We start from the raw sequence: 21,422 nt of genomic DNA on the forward strand, positions 1-21,422 counted from the left end.
TGGTTGGATGGGAAGAAGGAATGGGAAAGCGGGGGGCTAAACCTGGAGATTCTAATGGGTTATGGCTACCGGTGGAAAACGTGCGGCGGGCACGAGCAGGCCGGGCCGGGTCCCGGACCCGCCCGAACCTACGTGCCAGTACGGGTAAAACGGCGCCATTTGGCTAAAATGCCCCGCTTTCACGCCCCAAGACGGACCCGAGACTCGTGATCATCAACCCCAAGATCCGCGGCTTCATCTGCGTCACCGCCCACCCCACCGGCTGCCGCCAGAACGTGCTGGAGCAGATCGCCATCACCCGCCAGGCGGGCGCCGCCGCCCCGGCCGGCCCCAAGCGGGTGCTGGTGCTGGGCGCTTCCACTGGCTACGGGCTGGCCTCGCGCATCGCGGCGGCGTTCGGTTTCGGGGCGGCCACCCTGGGCGTGTTCTTCGAGAAGCCCTCCAGCGAGAGCAAGCCCGGCACCGCCGGCTGGTACAACGCCTGGGCCTTCGACGAGGCGGCCAAGCAGGCCGGCCTGTACAGCAAGTCGATCAACGGCGACGCCTTCGCCAACGAGACGCGCCAACGGGCCATCGAGATCATCAAGAACGAGATGGGCGGCCCGATCGACCTGGTGGTCTATTCGCTGGCCTCCCCCGTGCGCAAGCTGCCGGATACCGGCGAGGTGGTGCGCTCGGCCCTCAAGACGGTGGGCGAAACCTTTACCGCCACTTCGGTCAACACCGACAAGGACGAGGTGATCCAGGCCACGGTGGAACCGGCCACCGAGCAGGAGATCAAGGACACCGTCACCGTGATGGGCGGCGAGGACTGGGCGCTGTGGATCGACGCCCTCAGCCAGGCCGGCGTGCTCGCACCCGACGCCAAGACCATCGCCTACAGCTACGTGGGCACCGAGATCACCTGGCCGATCTACTGGCACGGCACCCTGGGCAAGGCCAAGCAGCACCTGGACAACACCGCCCGCGAGCTGCGCCAGCGCCACCCCGGCCTGGACGCCCGCGTCGGCGTGATGAAGTCGGTGGTAACCCAGGCCAGCGCGGCCATCCCGGTCATTCCGCTGTACGTGTCCCTGGCCTTCCGCATCATGAAGGAGAAGGGCATCCACGAAGGCTGCATCGAGCAGGCCAACCGCCTGCTGCGCGAGTTCATGTACCGCGCCGACGGCAAGCCGGCGCCGCTGGACGACGAAGGCCGCCTGCGCCTGGACGACTGGGAGCTGCGCGACGACGTGCAGCAGGCCTGCAAGGCCCTGTGGCCGACCGTGACCACCGCCAACCTGAAGCAGATCACCGATTACGAAGGCTTCAAGGCGGAGTTCCAGAAGCTGTTCGGGTTCGGGCGCAAGGATGTGGATTACGCGGCGGAGGTCAATCCGGACGTGCACTTCGACGTGGTGCAGCTCTAACCGAAGGAACCCTTCTCCCCTCCGGGGAGTACGCGGGGAGGGCACATGGATGTGCCCGGCTTTGAGGAGCGAGGAAGGTGGCGGCAGCCGGATGAGGGGCGGGTGCTCGCGGTAATGTTTCTACCGGGCGAGCAAGAGCTTTTGAGCTTGTAACGACCCTCCGCGCACCGCTCCGCGCGGCCCCTCACCCCAACCCTCTCCCCGGCGGGGAGAGGGGGCAAAGGCGGCGGCGCTCAGCCGTCGCACAGCGGCTCGGCGGCAGCGGGCTTCGGCTTCGCCGGTACCGCCTTCTTCTTTTTCACCACCACCGCCGGCTTGGCACCCGTGCCCGGCGCCGGCACGTGGCGCGGCCCCGTGCGCTTGCTCTTGGCGATCGCGGCTTTCTTGGCGCCCGCCGCCGCGCGCGGCTTGCACTTGCCGAGCGGGGCGTCGTCCGTAGCTGCTGGCTTGGCCGCTTCGGCGGCACCCGCACCGGAAGCGGCCAGCGCGGCGCCGGCAACCACCGGCGCGGCCTTGTCGCCACGCGAGGACGGATCGTCCGCCGCGGGCGCGGCAGCCGGCACGGCCGCGGCGGCCGGAGCCAGCGGCGCCGCCGGCAGCGCGTCCATCCGGCGCGCGCTCGCCGCCATCGCCGCGGCCGGCGCGGCAAAGCTCCAGCGCACGCCCAGGTTGGCGGCATGGCTGTCGCCGCGGCTGGCGATATCGGCGGTGTAGTAGAAGTAGGCGCTGGCCTGCGGCGAGATGTCGAAGCTGAAGCCGGCGCCTGCCTGCCAGTGGTTGCTCACGCCGGGCGTGCCGTGCACGGCGAAGCCCACGTCCGGTGCGCCGGCGAAAGCCACGCTGGTGGTGGCATCCGCATCGGCACGCGTGTCGTGCAGATAGCGCAGCAGGAAGATCGGATGGATCTGCGTGCCATTGGCCTGCCTGGCGAAATCGCCGATCACGCGCAGGCCCGCGCCGTAGGCCATGCTGCTGGCGCGCGAGCGGCCCACGGCGAGGTTGGCATCGCCCGCGCCCTGCTCGGTGAAGGCGTCGTACTTCACCTTGGCGTAGTAGGCGCCGACGAAGGGCTCCAGATGCCACGCGCCGGTGTTGAAGCGATAGCCGCCTTCCAGTCCGGCGTTGAGCGACGTGCCGTCGTAGCGCGAGCTGGCGCGCGAATCGAACAGCGGCCCCACCTGGATGCTGCGGTCGCCGCTGGCGCGCTGCCAGCCATACGAAGCCGCGCCTTCCACCCACCACTGCTCCACCGGCATGTACAGCGCATGCAGGCCCAGCGTGTACTGGTCGATATCGACCCGGTCGCGGCGGCTGTCCACCTGGGTGCGCGAATTGCCGAAGCTGGCATGCGCGCCCAGGCGCAGATCGGAACCGAGCGTGGTATCCGCGCCGACGATCACGCCGCGGATGCGGTAGTCGGTCTGGGCAATGCCATTGCTCGCGTCGCGGCTGGAACTGTACGTATACGGCTCCGCCCACACCGCCGTGCCCTGCTCGCCGGTATCGCGCGCCAGCTTCAGGCGATGGAACACGGTATCGAGCAGTTGGCCCTGGCCGTTGAGTTCGTAGCGCGTGGACGAGGCATAGGTCTCGCCGGTCAGCGTGTCGAACGAGCCGATCACCTGGTCGCTGGTGAGGCCGCGCGCGTAGCCGAGCAAGGTGGCCAGGCGCTGCGGCGTCTGCTGCGAGATCGTCTGCAGCGCACCCGCCATCGCCACCTGGTTGGACGACAGCCCCGGGTACTGGTTGAACGGCGTGCCGGTGGGCGCGCCGCTGCCGGCCTGGGTCAGCGTCAGCAGCACCGCGTTGCCTTGCGTGGTGACGCTGGCGGTGAGGAAGGGCAGCAGGTTCTGCACCACGCTCGCGTAGCTGCCGCTCAGTCCACCGGTGGCGTTGAGGATGGTGTAGGTGGTGGTCGGCGCGTAGGAGCCGGCCGCCGGCAGCGCCACCAGCTGGCCGCCGAGCGTGGCCGCGCCGTTGACCTGCACGTGGTCGCTGGTGCCCGCCGCGGTGGCGCGGATATCGGTGATCGCACTGCCGCCGCTGCTCAAGCCGCCCAGCGTGATGGTGCTGCCCGCCGCGCCGCTGCCACCGGCCATGCCACCCGCGCCGGGCAGGCCGCTCGGTGCCAGCGTGCCGTTCAAGGTGACATTGCCGCCGACCGTGCCGCTGCCGATCAGCGCGCCGCCATCGGCGATCGTCGCCGGGCCGCCCAGGCTGCCGTTGCTGTTCACCACCAGGTTGCCGCCCACCGTGCTGCCGCCGGCAAAGCTCGCCGCGGTGCCGCCGGCGATGCCGAGCGTGCCGCCCGCACCGACGTTGAGGTTGTCGATGTTGTTGAACGTGCCGGAAGGCAGCGTCGCCTCGCCGGTGCCGGTGAGGTTGACCGCGGTGCCGGCGCCCTGCCCGTTCACCGTGCCGGTGATGCCGCCCAGCGCACCGTAGCCCACGTTCACCGCGCTGCCGGCGCCCAGGTTGAGCGTGCCGGCCAGCGCACCGTTCACGGTCGCGCTGCTGCCGCTGCCCTGCAGGTTGGCGGTGGCGCCGGTGCCGACGCTGATGCCGCCGCTGTACGGCGAGGTGGCGGTCAGCGTGCCGCCGTTCACCGCCAGCGAACCGCCGAAGCCGCCCAGCGCACCGCCGAGCGTGAGCGTGCCGCTGCCTTGCTTGTCCAGCGTGCCGGTGCCGGTGAGGCTGCCGTTGAGGCCAAGATCCGCCGCGCCCTGCACGGTGAGGCCGTTGCCGCCGATGCTGACGTTGTTGGCGAGCGTCACCGCGGCATTGGATTGCAGCGAGCCGCCGTTGGCGGTCAGCGCACCGGTGCCCAGCGCCGTGGCATTGCCCACCACCAGGTTGCCGCCGCCGAGCGTGACGCCGCCGGTGAAGCTGTTGGCGCCGTTCAAGGTGATCGGCGCCGTACCGCCCACGTTCACCGCGCCGCTGCCGGAAAGCGTGCCGCCCAGCGTCAGCGCCTGCGCGCCGCCCAGGCTGAGCGCGGCGCCGAGCGTGACGTCGTTCGCCACGGTGAGCGGCCCGGTCGCATCGAGCGTGGTGGCCCCCGCGACGTCGAGCGCACCCGTGCCGAGTGCATTGGCATTGCCGAGAACCAGGCCGCCGCCGTTGCTCGTCAACCCGCCGGTGAAGGTATTGGCGCCGCCCAAGGTGAGCGTCGACGCACCGTCCTTGACCAGATTGCCGGCACCGCTGATCGCGCCATTGAGCGTGAGCGCGCCGCCCGCGCCCGGCAGCGTCAGCGTGGTGCCGCCGCCGAGGGCGATGGCATTGCCCACCGAGACCGGAGCCGACGCATCGAGCGTGGCCGCGCCATTGACCGTGAGCGCGCCGCTGCCGAGCGCGTTGTTGTTGCCCAGCAGAACGCCGCCACCGTTGAGCGTGACGCCACCCGTGAAGGTGTTGGCGCCACCCAGCGTGAGCGTGGAGGCACCGTCCTTGACCAGGCTGCCGCTGCCGCTGACCACGCCGCCGAGATTCACCGCGCCGCCGGCGCCGGGCAAGGTCAGCGTGGCGCCGCCATTGAGCGCGACGTTGTTGGCGACGTTGAGCGCCGCGGTCGCATCGAGCGTGGCCGCGCCGTTGACCGCGAGCGCACCGGTACCCAAGGCATTCGCGCTGCCGACGATCAAGCCGCCCGCATCGAGCGCAACACCGCCGGTGAAGCTGTTGTTGCCGGACAGCGTCTCCACCCCGCTGCCATTCTTCACCAGGCTGCCGGTGCCGCTGATGGTTCCGGCAAAGGTCTGGTTGCTGGCGTCGCCGAAAGCCAAGGCGTTCGCACCCAGATTGATGCCACCTCCCGCGCCGCTCAGTGCACCGATGGTCTGCGCACCACCCGCTGCGCTGAGATCCAGCACGCCGGTGCCGTTGAGCGTGACCGCCCCCGTCGCCGCCAGGCTGCCGCCCGCGCCCAGGGCCAGCGTGCCCGTATTGATCGTGGTGCCGCCGGTATAGGTGTTGGCGCCGTTCAAGGTCAGCGTGGCGTTGCCGTCCTTGACCAGGCTGCCGCTGCCGCTCACCGCGCCGTTCAAGCTCAGCGCGCTGCCGCCGAGCACGTCGAGCGCGGCGCCCGCGCCGAGCGTGACCCCGTTGGCCAGTGCGATCGGACCGCTCGCATCCAGCGTCGCCGAAGCACCCACGTTGAGCGCACCGGTACCGAGCGCCGCGTTGTTGCCTACCAGCAGGCCGCCGCCGTTGAGCGTCACGCCGCCGCTGAAGATGCTGGCGCCGGACAGCGTCTGCACGCCGGTGCCGTTCTTGATCAACCCGCCGCTGCCGTTGATGGCGCCGGCGAACACGCTGCTGGCCGCGCCGCCGAGCGTGAGGCTGGCGGCGCCCAGGTTGACGGTGCCGCCGGTGCCGGCCAGCGCGCCGATGGTCTGGTTGCCGGCCGCGCCGATATCGAACGTACCGGTGCCGCCGAGCGTCACCGTGCCGGCCGCGCTCAGGCTGCCGCCCGCGCCGAGCGCCAGCGTGCCGGCATTGATGGTGGTGCCGCCCGTATAGCTATTGGCGCCGCTCAGCGTGAGCGTCGCCGCACCGTCCTTGATCAAGCCGCCGGTGCCACCGATCGCGCCGCTCAAGGTGAGTGCATTGCTGCCCACCACGTCGAGGTTGGCGTTGAGGTTCACCGCATTGGCGAGGTTCAGGCTCGTGGTGTTGTCGAGCGTCGCCGCGCCATTGACCGTCAGCGCGCCGCTGCCCAGCGCACCGGCATTGCCCACGCTCAGCCCGCCCGCATTGAGCGCGACGCCGCCGGTAAACGTATTGGCCCCGCTCAGCGTCTGCACGCCCGCGCCGTTCTTGATCAGGCTGCCGGTGCCGGAGATCGTGCCGGCGAAACTCGTGTTGCCCACGCCGTTCAGGGTGAGCGCGTTGCCGCCCAGGCTGACCGTGGTGCCCGCACTGCCCGCCAGCGAACCGATCGCCTGGTTGCCGCCCGCGCTGATATCGAAGGCGGCGCCGGGATTGATCAACGCAACGGCACCCGTCGCCGCCAGGCTGCCGCCCGCGCCGATGGCCAGCGTGCCCGCATTGATCGTGGTGCCGCCGGTATAGGTGTTGGCGCCGGTCAGCGTCTCGGTGCCCGCGCCATCCTTCACCAGGCTGCCGCTGCCGGCGATGCCGCCGCTGAAGGTGCCGTTGGTGGCGCCGCCGACGTGCAGCGTATTGGCGCCCATGTTCACCGTGCCGCCGCCGGTGAGCGTGCCGAACACCTGCGTGCCGTTGCCGGCGGAGAGATCGAAAGTGGCGCCGGTGGCCACATTGACGATGCCGCCCGCATTGAGGCTTGCACCCGCGCCCAGCGCCAGGATGCCGCTGTTGATCAGCGTGCCGCCGCTGTAGGTGTTGGCGCCGTTCAAGGTCAGCGTCGCCGCGCCTTGCTTGGTCAGGCTGCCGAGGCCGCTGAGGTTGCCATCGAGCGTCAGCGCATTGCTGCCGCCCACCGTCAGCCCGGCATTGAGCACGATGTTGTTGGCAAGGGTGACCGCGTTGTTCGCGTCCAGCGTGGCCGCGCCGGCCACGGTGAGCGTGCCGGTGCCGAGCGCGCTATTGCTGCCCACGATCAGGCCGCCATCCACCAGCGCCACGCCGCCGCTGAACGTGTTGTTGCCGGACAGGGTCTGCGTGCCCGTTCCGGTCTTCAACAAGCCCCCGGTGCCGCCGATGGTGCCGGCGAAGGTCTGATTGCTCGCATCGCCGAAGGTCAGCGTGTTGGCGCCGAGATTGACGCTGCCGGAAGCGCCGGCCAGCGAGCCGATGGTCTGGTTGCCGCCCGCGGAGATATCGAAGCTGCCGGTACCGCCGAGCGTCACCGCTCCGTTGGCGGCGAGGCTGCCGCCCGCGCCGATCGCCAGCACGCCGGACTGGATCGTGGTGCCGCCGGTATAGGTGTTGGCGCCGGTGAGCGTGAGCGTGGAGCCGCCATTCATGGTCAGGCTGCCGGCACCGGAAATCACGCCACCCAGCGTCAGCGCGCCACCGCCCTGCACGGTGAGGCCGGCGCCCAGCGTCACGTTGTTGGCGAGGCTGATATTGCCGTTGGCGGCCAGCGTGCCGGCGCCGTTGACGCTGAGCGCGCCGGTGCCCAGAGCCGCGTTGTTGCCGACCACCAGGCCGCCCGCATTGAGCGCGATGCCACCGCTGAACGTGCTGGCGCCATTGAGCGTCTGGATGCCCGCGCCGTTCTTGATCAGGCCACCGGTACCGCCGATCGCACCGTCGAAGCTGGCATCCACCGCACCGCCGAGCGTGAGCGTATTGGCACCCAGGTTCACGTTGCTGCCGGCCACGCCGGACAGCGTGCCGATCGCCTGGTTGCCACCCGCGCTGATATCGAACGCGGTGCCCGCGTTGACCAGCGACACCGCTCCATTCGCCGCAAGGCTGCCGCCCGCGCCCAGTGCCAGCGTGCCGCCGCTGATCACAGTGCCGCCCGTATAGGTGTTGGCGCCGGTGAAGGTCTCCACGCCCGCGCCGATCTTCACCACGCCACCGCTGCCGGCGATGCCGCCGCTGAAGGTTCCATTGGTGGCGCCGCCGACATTGAGCGTGTTGGCGCCCATGTTCACCGTGCCGCCGCCGGTGAGCGTGCCGAAGGTCTGCGTGCCGTTGCCGGCCGACAGATCGAAGGTGGCGCCCACCGCAACATTCACCGTGCCGCTGCCCGCAAGGCTGGCACCCGCGCCCAGCGCCAGCGTGCCGCTGTTGATGAAGGTGCCGCCGAGATAGCTGTTGGCCCCGTTCAAGGTCAGCGCGGCCGCGCCGTTCTTGATCACGCCACCGTTGCCGCTGAGGTTGCCATTGAGGGTGAGCGCGTTGCTGCCGCCGAAAGTCAGGTCGGCATTGAGCAGCATGCTGTTGGCAAGCGTGAGCGCGGTGGTGGCATCGAGCGTGGCGGCGCCGCCCACGGTGAGCGTGCCGGTACCGAGCGCGGTGTTGCTGCCCAGGCTGAGCCCACCCGCATTGAGCGCAATGCCGCCGGTGAAGCTGTTGTTGCCCGACAAGGTCTGCGTACCGGCGCCGAGCTTGATCAAGCCACCGGTGCCGCCGATGGCGCCAGCGAAATTGCCGCTGCCCGCGCCGCCCAAGCTCAGCGTGCTGGCGCCGAGATTGACGCTGCCGCCTGCACCGGCGAGCAAGCCGATCGTTTGATTGCCGCCACCGGAGATATCGAACAGCCCGGTGCCGCCGAGCGTTACCGTACCCGTCGAACTGAGGCTGCCGCCGGCGCCCAGGGCCAAGGTGCCCGCATTGATCGAGGTGCCGCCTGTAAACGTGTTGGCACCGGTCAGCGTAAGCGTGGAAGCGCCATTCATGGCAAGGCTGCCGGCACCGGAAAGCACGCCGCCCAGCGTGAGCGCACCGTTGCCCAGCACATTCAAACCAAAGCCGGCGCCGAGGCCGATCGTATTGGCCAGGCTGATATTGCCGTTGGCGGCAAGCGAAGCGTTGCCGCCCAGCGTGAGCGCCCCCGTGCCCAGCGCCGCATTGTTGCCAACCACCAGGCCACCGGCGTTGAGCGTCAGTCCACCGCTGAACGTGCTGGCGCCGCCGAGCGTCTGGATACCCGCGCCGTTCTTGATCAAGCCGCCGGTACCGGCGATGGCGCCGCTGAAATCCGCATCGGCCGCGCCGCCCAGCGTGAGCGCATTCGCGCCCAGGTTCACCGTGCTGCCCGCGATGCCGGCCAGCGATCCGATCGCCTGGTTGCCGCCGGCACCGATATCGAAAGCCGCACCCGCGCCGGCAAGATTCACCGCGCCATTCGCGGCCAGGCTTCCGCCTGCGCCCAGGGCCAGGGTGCCGGCATTGATGGTGGTGCCGCCGAGATAAGTATTGGCGCCGGTGAGCGTAGTGATGCCGGCGCCCAGTTTGACGATGCCGCCGTTGCCGCCGATTCCGCCGCCGAAACTCAGGTTGGCGGCGCCGCCCAAGCCAAGATTGTGCGTGCCGAGCAGGATGCTGCTGCCCGCGACGCCGGACAGATCGCCGATCACCCGATCGGCGCCTGCCGCGGAAAGATCGAGGCTTGCGCCGGCACCGGCGAGGTTCAATGCGCCATTCGCGGCGAGGCTGCCGTTCGCACCCAGGGCGATCGTGCCGGCGTTGATGGTGGTGCCGCCGGTGAAGGTGTTGGCGGCATTGAGGGTGATCGACGCGGCCCCGTTCTTTACCAGCGCACCGGCGCCTGAGATCGCACCGTTGAAGCTCAGCGGCTGGCCGCCGATCAGGTTGAGCGCGCCGCCCACACCGAGATTCACCGCATTGCCCAGCGACAATGCAGCCGTACCGTCCAGCATGACGTTGCCGCCGACGTTCAACGTGCCGGTGCCCAGCGCCGCGCCATTGCCGAGCAGCAGGCCGCCCGCATTCAAGGCGACGCCGCCGGTGAAATTGTTCGCGCCCGTCAGCGTCTGGATGCCGGTACCGACTTTCACCAGTCCGCCGGCGCCGGTGATCAGGCCGCCGTAGGTCTGGCTGGTGCCGTTGCCCAGCGTCAAGGTCTGCGCACCGAGATTGACGGTGCCGCCCAGGCCGGCCAGCGAACCGATGGTCTGGTTCGCGCCGCCGCTCAGGTCGAACGTCGCACCGGTGGCAAGCGACACGTCGAGGTTCGCGCTGAGGCTGCCGCCCGCGCCCATCGCCAGGGTGCCAGCGTTGATCGCCAGGCCGCCGCTGAAAGTGTTGGCGCCATTCAAGGTCAGCAACGAACCGCCGCTCTTGATCAAGCCGCCCGTACCGACAAGCCCGCCGTTGAACACCAGCGGCTGGCCGCCGAGCACGTTGAGCGAAGTACCCGCGCCGAGCGTGATGACGTTGCCCAGCGTGAGTCCGGCCGAAGCATCGAGCGTGACATTGCCGCCGACGTTCAAGGCGCCCGTGCCCAGCGCCGCACCGTTGCCCACCAGCAAGCCACCCGCATTGAGCGCAAGCCCACCGCTGAAGGTGTTGGCGCCATTCAAGGTGAGCAGCGCGCCGCCGTTCTTCACCAGCGCTCCGGTGCCGCCGATCGCGCCATTGAAGGTGAGCGGCTGGCCGCCCAGCAGGTTGAGCGTGCCGCCTGCGCCGAGATTCACCGCATTGCCCAGCGACAACGCAGCCGTGCCATCCAGCGTGACATTGCCGCCGACACCGAGGGCGCCCGTGCCAAGCGCGGCGCCGTTGCCGAGCAGCAGGCCGCCCGCATTGAGCGCGAGACCGCCGCTGAAGGTGTTGGCACCGGTGAGCGTCTGGATGCCGGCGCCGACTTTCACCAGGCCGCCGGTACCGGCGATAAGGCCGCCGAAGCTCTGGCTGGTGGCGTTGCCCAGTGTGAGCGTCTGCGCGCCGAGATTGACGGTGCCGCCGAGACCGGCCAGGGTGCCGATGGTCTGGTTCGCGCCGCCGCTCAAGTCGAACGTGCCGCCGGCGGCGAGCGAAACATCGACGTTGGCCGTCAGGCTGCCGGCAGCGCCCATCGCCAGCGTGCCGGCATTGATCGCCAGGCCGCCGCTGAAATCGTTGGCGCCATTCAAGGTCAGCAGACCCCCGCCACTCTTGATCAAGCCGCCCGCGCCGGTGAGTCCGCCGTTGAACACCAGCGGCTGGCCGCCGAGCACGTTGAGCGAACCGCCCGCGCCGAGGCTGATCGCATTGCCCAGTGTCAACCCGGCCGACGCATCGAGCGTGACATTGCCACCCACGCCGAGCGTGCCGGTGCCCAAGGCACCCGCATTGCCCAGCAGCAATCCGCCACCGTTGAGCGCAAGACCGCCGCCGAAGGTGTTCGCGCCATTCAAGGTAAGCAGCGCGCCGCCGGTCTTTACCAGCGCACCGGCACCGGAGATCACGCCATTGAAGCTAAGCGGCTGGCCACCCAGCAGATTGAGCGTGCCACCCGCGCCGAGGTTGACCGCATTGCCGAGCGACAAGGCACCCGTGCCATCCAGCGAGACATTGCCACCCACGCTGAGCGCGCCGGTCCCCAGCGCGGCGCCATCGCCGAGCAGCAGGCCGCCTGCGTTCAGAGCCACGCCGCCGCCGAAGCTGCTGGCGCCGGCCAGGGTCTGAATACCGGTGCCCAGTTTCACCAGTCCACCGGTGCCCGCGATACTGCCGGCGAAGCTGGTGTCGCCCAGGCCATTGAGGGTGAGCGTGTGGGCGCCGAGATTCAACGAACCGCCGAGGCCGGCGAGCGAACCGATCGCCTGATCCGTGCCCGCGCCCGACAGATCGAGATTCGTTCCCGCCGAAAGCGTGATGCCCGCGCTCGGCGACAGACTGCCGCCGGCACCCAGCGCCAGCGTGCCGCCGAGAATGGAAAGGCCGCCGGTGAAGCTGTTCGCACCGCCGAGCGTGAGCGTGGCAGCGCCGCTCTTCAGCAGGCTGCCCGCGCCGGAAAGACCGCCGTTCAACGTGAGCGCATTGCTGCCGAGCAGATTCAAGGAACCGCCGCCGCCGATCGCGATGGCGTTGTTCAAGGCGAATGCGCCGGAGGTGTCGAGCGTGGCGGCGCCTCCGACATTCAATGCGCCGGTGCCAAGCGCTCCGGCATTGCCGAGCAGCAGGCCGCCGCCATTGAGCGCAAAGCCGCCGCTGAAGGTGTTGGCACCATTCAAGGTGAGCTGCGCGCTACCGCTCTTGGCCAGGCCGCCGGCACCCGCAATCAATCCGTTGAAGCTGAGCGCCTGCCCGCCGAGCAGGCTGAGCGTGCCGCCCGCTCCAAGGTTCACTGCATTGCCCAGCGACAAACCCACGGAAGCGTCGAGCGTGGCGTTGCCGCCCACGTTCAACGCGCCGGTGCCAAGCGCACCGCTGTCGCCGAGCATCAAGCCGCCGGCATTGAGCGACAGGCCACCGGTAAATGTGTTCGCGCCATTCAAGGTGAGCAGCGCACCGCCGTTCTTCGCCAGCGCGCCGCTGCCGCCGATCAAGCCATTGAAGCTCAGCGCCTGGCCGCCCAGCAGGTTGAGCGAAGTGCCGGCGCCGAGGTTCACGGCATTGCCCAGCGAAAGGCCAAGCGACGCATCGAGCGTGGCATTGCCGCCGACGTTCAACGCACCGGTACCCAGCGCACCGCCATTGCCCAGCATCAGGCCGCCGGCATTGAGCGCCAGGCCGCCGCTGAAACTGTTCGCGCCATTCAAGGTAAGCAAGGCGCTGCCGCCCTTCACCAGGCCGCCGGTGCCGCTCATCGCTCCGTTGAACACCAGCGGCTGCCCACCGAGCAGATTGAGCGTGCCACCCGCGCCAAGGTTGACGGTATTGCTTAGCGACAAGCCCACCGAGGCATCGAACGAAACATTGCCGCCCACGCCCAGCGCGCCGCTGCCCAGCGCGGAACCGTTCGCCAACACCAGGCCGCCCGCATTGAGCGCGACGCCGCCGCCGAAGGTATTGGCGCCGGACAGCGTGATCGGCGACGTCGTATTGATCGCCAGGCCGCCCGTGCCGGAGAGCACGCCGCCGAAACCGAAGTTGTTGGTGCCGCCGAGCGTAAGGCTGCCGTTGAGCGCGACGTTATTGCCCAGCGACAAGCCCGCGGTGGATGAGGCCAGCGCGCCGCCGTTGACCGTGAACGAGCCGCTGCCGAACACGTTGGCGTTGTCGAAATTGATCAGGCCGTCGTTGAGCGTGGCGTCGGTGCTGACCAGCGCGCCCTGCAGATTCCACGTGCCGCTGTGCACGGTCAGATGCTGGAAGCCGAGATAACCGGCGGCGCCGATGGTGGTGGCAGCGCCGCCCGTACCCGAACCGGGACCCGCGGCAGAGTTCTGCAATACCAGCGTGTTGTTCGCACCGGTGCCCGCGCTGACCGTGCCGGCCGCGGCCAGCTTCACGCCGGTGACGCCGGTCATCACACCGGCGATGGCCGTGCCGCCCGAAGCGTTGACGCTGGAACCCGAAACCGCCGTGAAGGTGCTGCCGGCGGCCGAGTCGCCGAGGTAGATACTGCCGTTGACCGTGCCGGCATTGAGAAACGTATTGCTGCCGCTGCTCGCCGCGCCCAGGCCGATGCGGCCGGTGATGGTGCCGGTATTGGTGAGGTTGGCGTTGGCGCCGCCATAGGTCACCACCGCGCCCGCGTCGGCGGTGTTGCCACCGCCGAGCAGCGACATGCCGATGGTGCCGGCGTTGGCGATGGTGGTGGTGCCGCCCGCGCCGTTCTGCACGGTCAGCGCCTGGCCGCCGAAGCCGAACAGCGTGGCGATGTTGAACATGCCGCGCATCGAGCCGCCGGCCAGGTTGTTCACCGCGATGGTGTTGGCGGAGGCGTTGCCGAGCACCGAGCCGGCCATCACCAGCGACAGGCCCGCGCTGTTGGTGGTGGGATCGATCGTGCCCTGGTTGTTGAGCGTGATGCCGTTGCCGGTGAGCGTGAGCGAGTTGCCGCCGACGATCGGCGGCGAACTGACCACCGCGCCGGTCTGCACGTTCACCGTGACATTGGCCGTGCTGTTGGAAAGATTGTTGGTGCTGGAGCCGGTGGCGCAGGTAACCGTGGTGCCGGCGGTGGTGCACGCGGCGAATGCCACGCCGGTGGTGAACGGCAGCGCGATCACCGGCGCCAGCGCGAGCAGGATGCTTTGGACCAGGGGGCGGCGGCCGAAGCGGCCGGAACGATGCACCTGCATGACGGTTTCTCCTTTGCACGAATGGGCACGCACCGCAGCCGCCATCGGCCCGCGCAGGCGCGCGGACGCACGGCGACGCGCCGCCCCGCGGGCGGCGGATCGAATCAGATGAAAATCAGGAATCCCCTTCCGCGCGGTTTACGCGGGATGCGGCCCTGGTGGCGACGCCGGGGGAGGCCCATCGCGATGGAATGAGCCGCGGCGATAGCTGGAACGAAGCACCTGCATGACAGCCTCCTTACCGATAGGCACCGCACCGTTGCCAGCTCGCGTACCCCCTGGAGGTCGTTCCACGCCCCCGCCCTGCCGCGAGCCGGTCCGCCGCTTGCGTGAAGCGGTCGGTCCACTTGCGTCGAAGAATTCGCGCGGCTCCGCACGCGAGCTTCGATCCCCTGCCGGTCGTCCGCTCCTCTGCCGGGAGGAGCGGCGGCGATGTTCCTTTCCGTAAAAACTGCGCGCCATATCACGAAATGCACGCGCGGCGGAGTTTGCCGCCACGTGCCGTGAAAAGGTCGTCAATCGATCAGGTGGCCGAAAGAAACCGTGGCAGCAAGAACAACGCCAACGGCGCTCGGATCAGCCTGAACAGCTGCCGCACGAAAACGGCTTCGTTGCGTGCAAGTAGGACTTATCTGAAAGAGCCGCCGCAGCGCGCTTCCTAGACTGCCGCCCGACCCGACCGCAGCACGCGGCGGGCCATGCGGCCGGGACACGGGGGCACTCCCGCACGGCCGTTCCATCAACGAACGGAGGGCATGACATGACGCACGGCATCCTGGCGTGGCTGGTCATCGGGGCGGTCGCCGGCTGGCTGGCCGGTGTGGTGATGAAGGGCGGCGGCTTCGGCCTGCTGGTCGACATCGTGGTGGGCATCGTGGGCGCCTTTATCGGCGGCTGGCTGTCGGGCCTGCTCGGCATCAGCCTCGGCGGCGGACTGATCGCTTCGATCGTCACCGCCACGCTCGGCGCGATCGTGCTGCTGTTCGTGGTGCGCCTGTTCAAGCGCGCCTGAGCACGGCGCCGGTCCACAGCAAGGCAGCGCGCGCGACGGTGGCATGCCGCCGCGCGCGCCAGCCGGGGGGGGGCGACATCATGCAGACCATCGTTTACCGCATCCAGGAAGACCAGAACGGACGATGGACCCTGTGGACCGGCGACCTGCCGGTTTCCGGCGGCCTGCGCCTGGGTCCGGCGATCAAGCTGGCGCGCATGCTCGCGCGCGAACGCAACGACGACGACGCGCGCATCGAACTGGTGAGCTGCGGCCACACCATCGCGATCGACCGCTGCTGAGCGGCGCTCAATAAAGGCGCTTGAGCGTCGTTACCGCGCGGCGCAGCACGTCGCACATGTCCGGATCGACCGCCAGCAGGCTCTCTTCGGTACGCAGCATGGCCAGGGCGATTTCGTCGTGCAGGGCGGGCGCGCCCCATTCGGCTTCCAGGATGCGGCGGAGCAAGGGCTGGCGGATGCGCGCGAGCGACGCCGGTTCGTCCTGCCTGGTATGCGCGACCAGCTCGGCCAGTTCGCGCCACAGCTGCATGTCGCGCGGGCTGTGATAAGGCCGCGTGCGCGCATCCCCGACCAGGCGGAGCACATCGAGCAGGGAGCGGCGCCGGATCGGCCAGGCCATGGCAGCGTTCATGCCCGTCCCGCTTTGGCGTACAGCCCTGCCGTGGCGGCGACCTGCGTGCATGACCCGTTGCGATTCCTGCTCATCGTCTTTCCCGAATGACCGTTGCTCCGACTGCCGATGCCATCCGTTGCATGTGGATCCCGCATGGAATGAGGATCCCGGCACCCAGGCGCCAGGGGGCTAGTGCCTGGGTACCGCCAGCGTTAGCTCGCCGACACATACGCATCCTTGGTATGCGGGAAACCGGGTGCGGCACGGGGTGGGCGCTGAGCCCCGAAAGAGCGGACGTGCCCCGTCGCACTTGGCATGGCACATTTTGGTGACGGGGAGCACGCTTTGAATCAGAAAAGTCCTAGTGCGCACGGAATGTGCTTTAAGTCACGCAATTGACCGAAATGGCGTGATATGTGGCTGAACCCCGCATTCAGGCACGCGAAGCGGCCGGCCAGCGGGGCCGGCCGGGAAGGAATCCGGTTGAGGGAAGGGCTACAGCAGCCCGTTGGACCGCGCGTAGTCGAACAGCTGCTTGTCGCCGTCCAGGCCGAGCTTGCGCATAGCGTCGCGCTTCTGCTGGCTGATGGTCTTGACGCTACGGCCGGTGCGGCGGGCGATCTCGGAAACCGTGACGCCCTGGGCGAGGAAGCGCACCACCTCGGCCTCGCGCGGCGACAGCGCGCTGGTTTCGTCGCCGCCCTCGATCTGCCGGCGGGTGCGTTCGCTCAGGTACACGCGGCCGGCCTTGATCATGTCGATGGCCAGCATCAGCTCGCGGGTCATCGCCATCTTGTCCACCACGCCGCGCACGCCGGCGGCGAGCATGCCCTGCACCAGGGCCGGGTTGCTGAGCATGGTGAGCACGAGGATGGGCAGCTGCGGCCAGTGTTCGCGCACGCGGGCGAGCATGGCCAGGCCGTCTTCGTCGGGGTTGTCGCCGGGCATGGCGAAGTCGGTGATGAGCAGGTCGCAGGGCTCGCGTTCGAGCAGCGCGAACAGCTCCTTGCCGCTACGCGCCTCGCCCACGATGCGGAAGCGCTCGCCGTAGCCCTGCAGGGCTGCCTTCAATCCCATCAGTACGACGGGATGATCGTCGGAAATGATGACCCGCAACGTGCCCTGCCTTGCCTGGGTAACCCCCTTGCCAACTGCCCCGGCGGGCTCCCCCCGGCCGGTCCGTCCGGTTTGTACCGGAACGGCGGCAACAGTAGCATGAACGCGCAGCGGGACATGGACACCGGCCGCCTGCGCCACGGGGAGCATCGCCAACCACAGCAGGCCGCCGGTCGCCGGCGCGCTTGCCGCGCACCCGATCGGAACCGTGACGTCCAGGAACGCCATGCCAACCACGCTACGCCGTCCTTGCCCCAGGCTTGCGTTCTCCCGGCCGGCCGCCGCCGCGCTGGCCTCCGCCTGGATCGACAACTCCCTGGTGGATAACCAGGCGGTGCCGGTCACCGGCGCCACCCTGATGCTGGCCGGCCTGCTGATCCTGGTGGCGGTGGCTGCCATGGCGCTGGCCTGGCGGCTGCACGGACAGAACGAGCGCTTGCGGCAGAGCGAAGACGAACTCGCCGCCGAGCGCGCCGCGCGCAGCGCCGACCGGGGCCTGCGCGAAGTGGTGCAGCACATCCCGGTGGTGGTGTTCACCCTGCAGCGCGATGCGGATGGCACGCGCCACGTGACGTTTTCCGCCGGCGACGTGCAGGCCCTGTTCGGCCTGGACACGCGCGAGCTGCTGCGCGACGGCGACGTGCTGCAGGAGCGGCCGCTGAAAGAACGCGTGCATCCGGACGACGCCGACGCCTTCCTCGCCCTGATCTCGCCGCTCGGCGACGACCTGGCGCCGCGCTCGCTCGACTTCCGCGCGTTCGGCGCCGAAGGCCTGCGCTGGATCCACGCCATGCTCGCGCCGCGCGCGCTGCCGGAAGGCCGGCTCAGCCTGGCCGGCTATTTCATCGACACCACCGAGTTGAATGCGCGCAACGAAGCGCTGCGCATCGCCCGCGACGTGGCCGAGCGCGCCTCCAAGGCCAAGGCCGATTTCCTCGCCACCATGAGCCACGAGATCCGCACGCCGATGAACGGCGTGATCGGCATGCTCGAACTGCTCGGCCGCACGCCGATCAATGCCGAGCAGCGCGAACTGCTGCGCGCGGTGGAGGACTCCGCCGGCGTGCTGCTGCAGGTGCTCAACGACATCCTGGATTTCTCCAAGCTCGAGGCCGGCGACCTGCGCCTGGACGACAGCGCCTTCGATCCGCGCGTGCTGGCCGACAATGTGGTGAGCGTGATGGCCGCGCGCGCGCAAACCAAAGGGTTGGCGATCCGGTTGACGGTGGATGCCACCGTCGCCGGCACGCTGCGCGGCGACAGCGTGCGCCTGCGGCAGATCCTGCTGAACCTGCTGAGCAATGCCACCAAGTTCACCGAGCGCGGCAGCGTGGCGGTGCGGCTGGTGGTGCTGGGCGACGATGGCGCGCGGCAGCAGCTGCGCATCAGCGTGAGCGACACCGGCATCGGCATTGCGAAAGACAAGCAGGCCCATTTGTTCAATCCCTTCACCCAGGCCGAAGCCTCCACCAGCCGGCGCTACGGCGGCACCGGCCTGGGCCTGGCGATCTGCCGGCACCTGGCCACGCTGATGGACGGCACGGTGGAACTGGACAGCACGCCGGGCATCGGCACCACCGTCGCTTTCGACGTGTGGCTGCCGGTCGAAAAACGCGAAGCGGCCGCACCGGCCTCGCTGCGCGGCCGCCATGCGGTGGTGCGGCTGGCCGCACCGGACATCGCCGCGGCGGTGGGCGAACACCTGAAGTCGCTGGGCCTGACGGTGGAGCTGGCGCCGCCGGAGCAGCCGCTGCGCGAAGGCATGGCGGCGAGCCTGCTGTTCGTCGAGCCGGCCGACCGCGACAGCGAGACGCGCATCAGCTCGCACGTGGTGGCGGTGACCGGGGAGGCGCTGCCCTCCGGCGGCACCGAGCAGCGCGACGAACGCTGGTGGCTCAGCGCCAATCCGCTGCGCTGGCAAGCGCTGCTGCGTGCGTGTCTGGGGGCGCTGGAGCTGCGCGACGAGGCCTATGCGGAACTGCCCGCCACACCGGAAGCGGCCGCACCGGCGCCGGCCTCCTTCGCCGGCCTGTCCACCCATCGCGGCGGCATCCTGGTAGCGGAAGACCATCCGGTCAGCCAGCAGCTGATCCAGCGCCAGCTCGCCCTGCTGGGTCTGGCTTGCGAGGTGGTCGACAACGGCGCGGACGCGTTCGACGCGCTGTCCGGCCACGACTACGCGCTGCTGCTCACCGACTGCAACATGCCGGGCCTCAGCGGCTACGAACTCGCCGCGGCATGGCGCCGGCACGAGGCGCAGAGCGGCGCCGCGCGGCGCCTGCCGATCATCGCCATGACCGCCAACGCCCTGGCCGGCGAAGCGGTGCGCGTGCGCGAGGCCGGCATGGACGACGTGCTGGCCAAGCCGCTGCAACTGCTGCCGCTGAGCCAGGCGCTGCAACGCTGGCTGCCGGAGAACGCTGCCGTGGCGGGCGCCGGTGCCGGGCTCCCCGGCCGCGCCACGCCGCTGGCCGGCATGGCCGAAGCCGAAGACGGCCCCGCGCTGTATTCGGACATGCTGCGCGCCTTCACCAGCGCCAGCCACGACGACCTGGGCGAATTGCGCCGCAGTGTCGAGCACGCCGACCCGGCCGCCGCCGCGCTCAGCCTGCACCGGCTGCTGGGCGCGCTGCAGCTGTTCGACGACGGTCCGCTGCTGAACCGGGGCCGGCAATTGCTCGAAGCGCTGCACGGCGCGGCGGCCCCGGAAACCCTGCCCCGCCTGCCCGGCTACGCGGCCGAGGTGGAGGCGCTGCTCACCAAGCTGAACCGGCTGACCGCCGAGCAAGGGCTTGGTTAGCTATTTTTCCGGGCGTCCGCGACAATAGAATTTGTCTGAATCCGCACGGGCGTTGGATGGATTGGACGATCCATCGACCCGGAGGGACCGCGCGGTGAGCGTCAGGGGGCGCAACAGGAAAGAGGTTTTCCCATGACATACAGGGTTTGGGGGCGGCCCAGGCTCGAGCGCCGTACGTGCACCGCCCCGATCGTTCAACGCATCGTTTTCGCCATCGCGCTGGCTGCGGCCACCGTCGCGCAGGCCGCGCCGTCGTCCGACTGGACGTACCGCGTACGTCCCAAGGACAACATCTGGGACCTGGCCGCCCGTTATCTGAAGTCCGAGGTCCCGTGGCAGAAGCTGCAGGACTACAACCACGTCGCCGATCCCCTGCACCTGCCGCCGGGCATGACCCTCCATATCCCGGTCGCCTGGCTGCGCCTGGAGCCGGCCAAGGCCAAGGTGGTGGCGGTGATCGGCGAGGCCACGGCCAAGCTGCCCGACAGCGCCGCGCCGGTGCCGGTAAAGGCCGGCATGAGCTTCGGCTACGGCGCCAGCCTGAGCACCGGCAACGACACCAGCCTCACCTTGGAATTCGCCGACGGCTCGCGCGTGCTGGTGCAGGCCAACAGCGAGCTGGCGCTGGACCGGCTCAGCGCCTATGGCGATACCGGCATGGTCGACACGCGGCTGCGCCTGCAGCGCGGGCGCGTCAACAGCGACGTGCATCCGCTGACCGGCAGCGCGGCGCGTTTCAGCGTGTCCACGCCGGGCACCATTTCCAGCGTGCGCGGCACGCACTTCCGCGTGGTCGCCGGTGACGGCGCCGCACGCACCGAAGTGGTGGGCGGCAAGGTGGACGTGGGCGGCGAGAAGCGCCACGTGCTGGTGAAATCCGGCCGCGGCGTGGCCACCGCCGACGGCGCCGCGCCGGGCCAGCCGCAGGAGCTGCTGCCGGCGCCGGCGATCGCCTGCCCGAGCGGCCCGGTCAATCAGTTCCCGGTCGAACTGCATTGGCCGGCCCTGGCCGGCGCCGAGCATTACCGGCTGCAGCTGGCGCCGAACGACAAGTTCGAAGCGCTGCTGCTGGACCGCGTGGTCAGCACCAGCACCGCCACCCTGCCCGACCTGCCGGACGGCAGCTACGCCGTGCGCGTGCGCGGCATAGGCGCGGGTGCGCTGGAAGGACTGGACGGCGTCTGCCCGAACGTCACCATCGACGGCACGCCGCAGCCACCGCTGATCGTGTCGCCGCAGCCGGACAGCAAGGTTCGCGACAAGCGCCCGGAGTTCCGCTGGACCGAGAGCGTGCAGGCCGTTTCCTACCGGTGGCAGCTTTCCGCCGACGCCGCTTTCGGCCAGGTGCTGGCCGAACAGGACAACGCCCGCGGCGACGGCACGCGCGCGCCGCAGGCGCTGCCGCTGGGCCGCTACTACTGGCGCGTGGCCAGCCGCGACAGCAGCGGCAAGGTCGGTCCGTATACGCATGCGCTGCCGTTCGACCTGGTGGAAGAACCGCCGGTGCCGGTGCCGGGCGAGCCGAAGCGCTCCAACGGCGACCTGGTGCTGAGCTGGCCCGGCGGCACGCCCGGGCAGCACTACCACGTGCAGCTGGCGCGCGATCCGCAGTTCGCCAAGCCCGAGGTGGACGCCACGGTCGACAAGCCGGAGCTGGACCTGAAGAAGCTCAAGTCCGGCAAGTGGTACGTGCGCGTGCAGACCATCGACGTCGACGGCTACGCCGGCCCGTGGAGTCCCGCGCAGAAGACGCGCATCAGCTGCGCCTCCTGCCGCTGGGCCATCGCCGGCGGCGGCGCGGCGCTGCTGTGGCTGGCGCTGTGACGCGATGAGCGAAC

General features: G+C 69.7%; 8 protein-coding genes. 5 read left to right on the top strand and 3 right to left on the bottom strand.

The genetic code is table 11. The features are described from left to right. Positions 1-206 precede the first annotated feature (206 nt). Positions 207-1,409 (top strand): enoyl-ACP reductase FabV, encoded by a 1,203-nt coding sequence (gene fabV / locus ISN75_RS13725; RefSeq protein ID WP_167254647.1) that lies wholly within the window; start codon positions 207-209, stop codon positions 1,407-1,409. Between the two features lie 233 nt (positions 1,410-1,642). On the opposite strand, the gene ISN75_RS13730 is transcribed toward fabV, so the two are convergent. After that, a complete protein-coding gene (locus tag ISN75_RS13730) occupies positions 1,643-14,041 on the bottom strand; it encodes an autotransporter-associated beta strand repeat-containing protein (RefSeq protein WP_423385076.1) in 12,399 nt (4,132 codons plus the stop codon). A gap of 760 nt (positions 14,042-14,801) precedes the next feature. On the opposite strand from ISN75_RS13730, the gene ISN75_RS13735 reads away from it, so the two are divergent. Continuing rightward, a complete protein-coding gene (locus ISN75_RS13735; RefSeq protein WP_167254643.1) occupies positions 14,802-15,053 on the top strand; it encodes a GlsB/YeaQ/YmgE family stress response membrane protein in 252 nt (83 codons plus the stop codon). A gap of 80 nt (positions 15,054-15,133) precedes the next feature. After that, positions 15,134-15,334: a hypothetical protein gene (locus ISN75_RS13740; RefSeq protein WP_343818888.1), complete on the top strand. Its 201-nt coding sequence runs from the start codon at positions 15,134-15,136 to the stop codon at positions 15,332-15,334. A gap of 7 nt (positions 15,335-15,341) precedes the next feature. Here the strand turns inward: ISN75_RS13740 and ISN75_RS13745 are convergent, their stop codons facing one another. Both ISN75_RS13745 and ISN75_RS13750 read right to left on the bottom strand, forming a co-directional pair. Further along, positions 15,342-15,686 (bottom strand): hypothetical protein, encoded by a 345-nt coding sequence (locus ISN75_RS13745; RefSeq protein WP_343818886.1) that lies wholly within the window; start codon positions 15,684-15,686, stop codon positions 15,342-15,344. Positions 15,687-16,163: 477 nt separating this feature from the next. Continuing rightward, positions 16,164-16,784: a response regulator transcription factor gene (locus tag ISN75_RS13750; RefSeq protein ID WP_167254637.1), complete on the bottom strand. Its 621-nt coding sequence runs from the start codon at positions 16,782-16,784 to the stop codon at positions 16,164-16,166. A 226-nt stretch (positions 16,785-17,010) separates the two neighbouring features. Here ISN75_RS13750 and ISN75_RS13755 point away from each other — a divergent pair, with 226 nt between their 5' ends. Beyond that, positions 17,011-19,584 (top strand): ATP-binding protein, encoded by a 2,574-nt coding sequence (locus tag ISN75_RS13755; RefSeq protein ID WP_343818885.1) that lies wholly within the window; start codon positions 17,011-17,013, stop codon positions 19,582-19,584. Positions 19,585-19,716: 132 nt separating this feature from the next. After that, positions 19,717-21,408, top strand: coding sequence for a FecR domain-containing protein (locus ISN75_RS13760; RefSeq protein WP_343818883.1), 1,692 nt, complete (start codon positions 19,717-19,719; stop codon positions 21,406-21,408). Positions 21,409-21,422: the final 14 nt, after the last annotated feature.

The sequence above is a fragment of the Dyella marensis genome (assembly GCF_049532885.1).
In the GTDB taxonomy this organism is placed as follows: domain Bacteria; phylum Pseudomonadota; class Gammaproteobacteria; order Xanthomonadales; family Rhodanobacteraceae; genus Dyella_D; species Dyella_D marensis.

What these genes read in the sequence shown, in the direction of transcription:
- ISN75_RS13735 (WP_167254643.1), top strand. Translation starts at nt 14,802, where the DNA reads ATGACGCACGGCATCCTGGCGTGGCTGGTCATCGGGGCGGTCGCCGGC.
- ISN75_RS13760 (WP_343818883.1), top strand. Translation starts at nt 19,717, where the DNA reads ATGACATACAGGGTTTGGGGGCGGCCCAGGCTCGAGCGCCGTACGTGC.
- ISN75_RS13730 (WP_423385076.1), bottom strand. Translation starts at nt 14,041, where the DNA reads ATGCAGGTGCATCGTTCCGGCCGCTTCGGCCGCCGCCCCCTGGTCCAA.
- ISN75_RS13755 (WP_343818885.1), top strand. Translation starts at nt 17,011, where the DNA reads ATGCCAACCACGCTACGCCGTCCTTGCCCCAGGCTTGCGTTCTCCCGG.
- ISN75_RS13740 (WP_343818888.1), top strand. Translation starts at nt 15,134, where the DNA reads ATGCAGACCATCGTTTACCGCATCCAGGAAGACCAGAACGGACGATGG.
- ISN75_RS13745 (WP_343818886.1), bottom strand. Translation starts at nt 15,686, where the DNA reads ATGAACGCTGCCATGGCCTGGCCGATCCGGCGCCGCTCCCTGCTCGAT.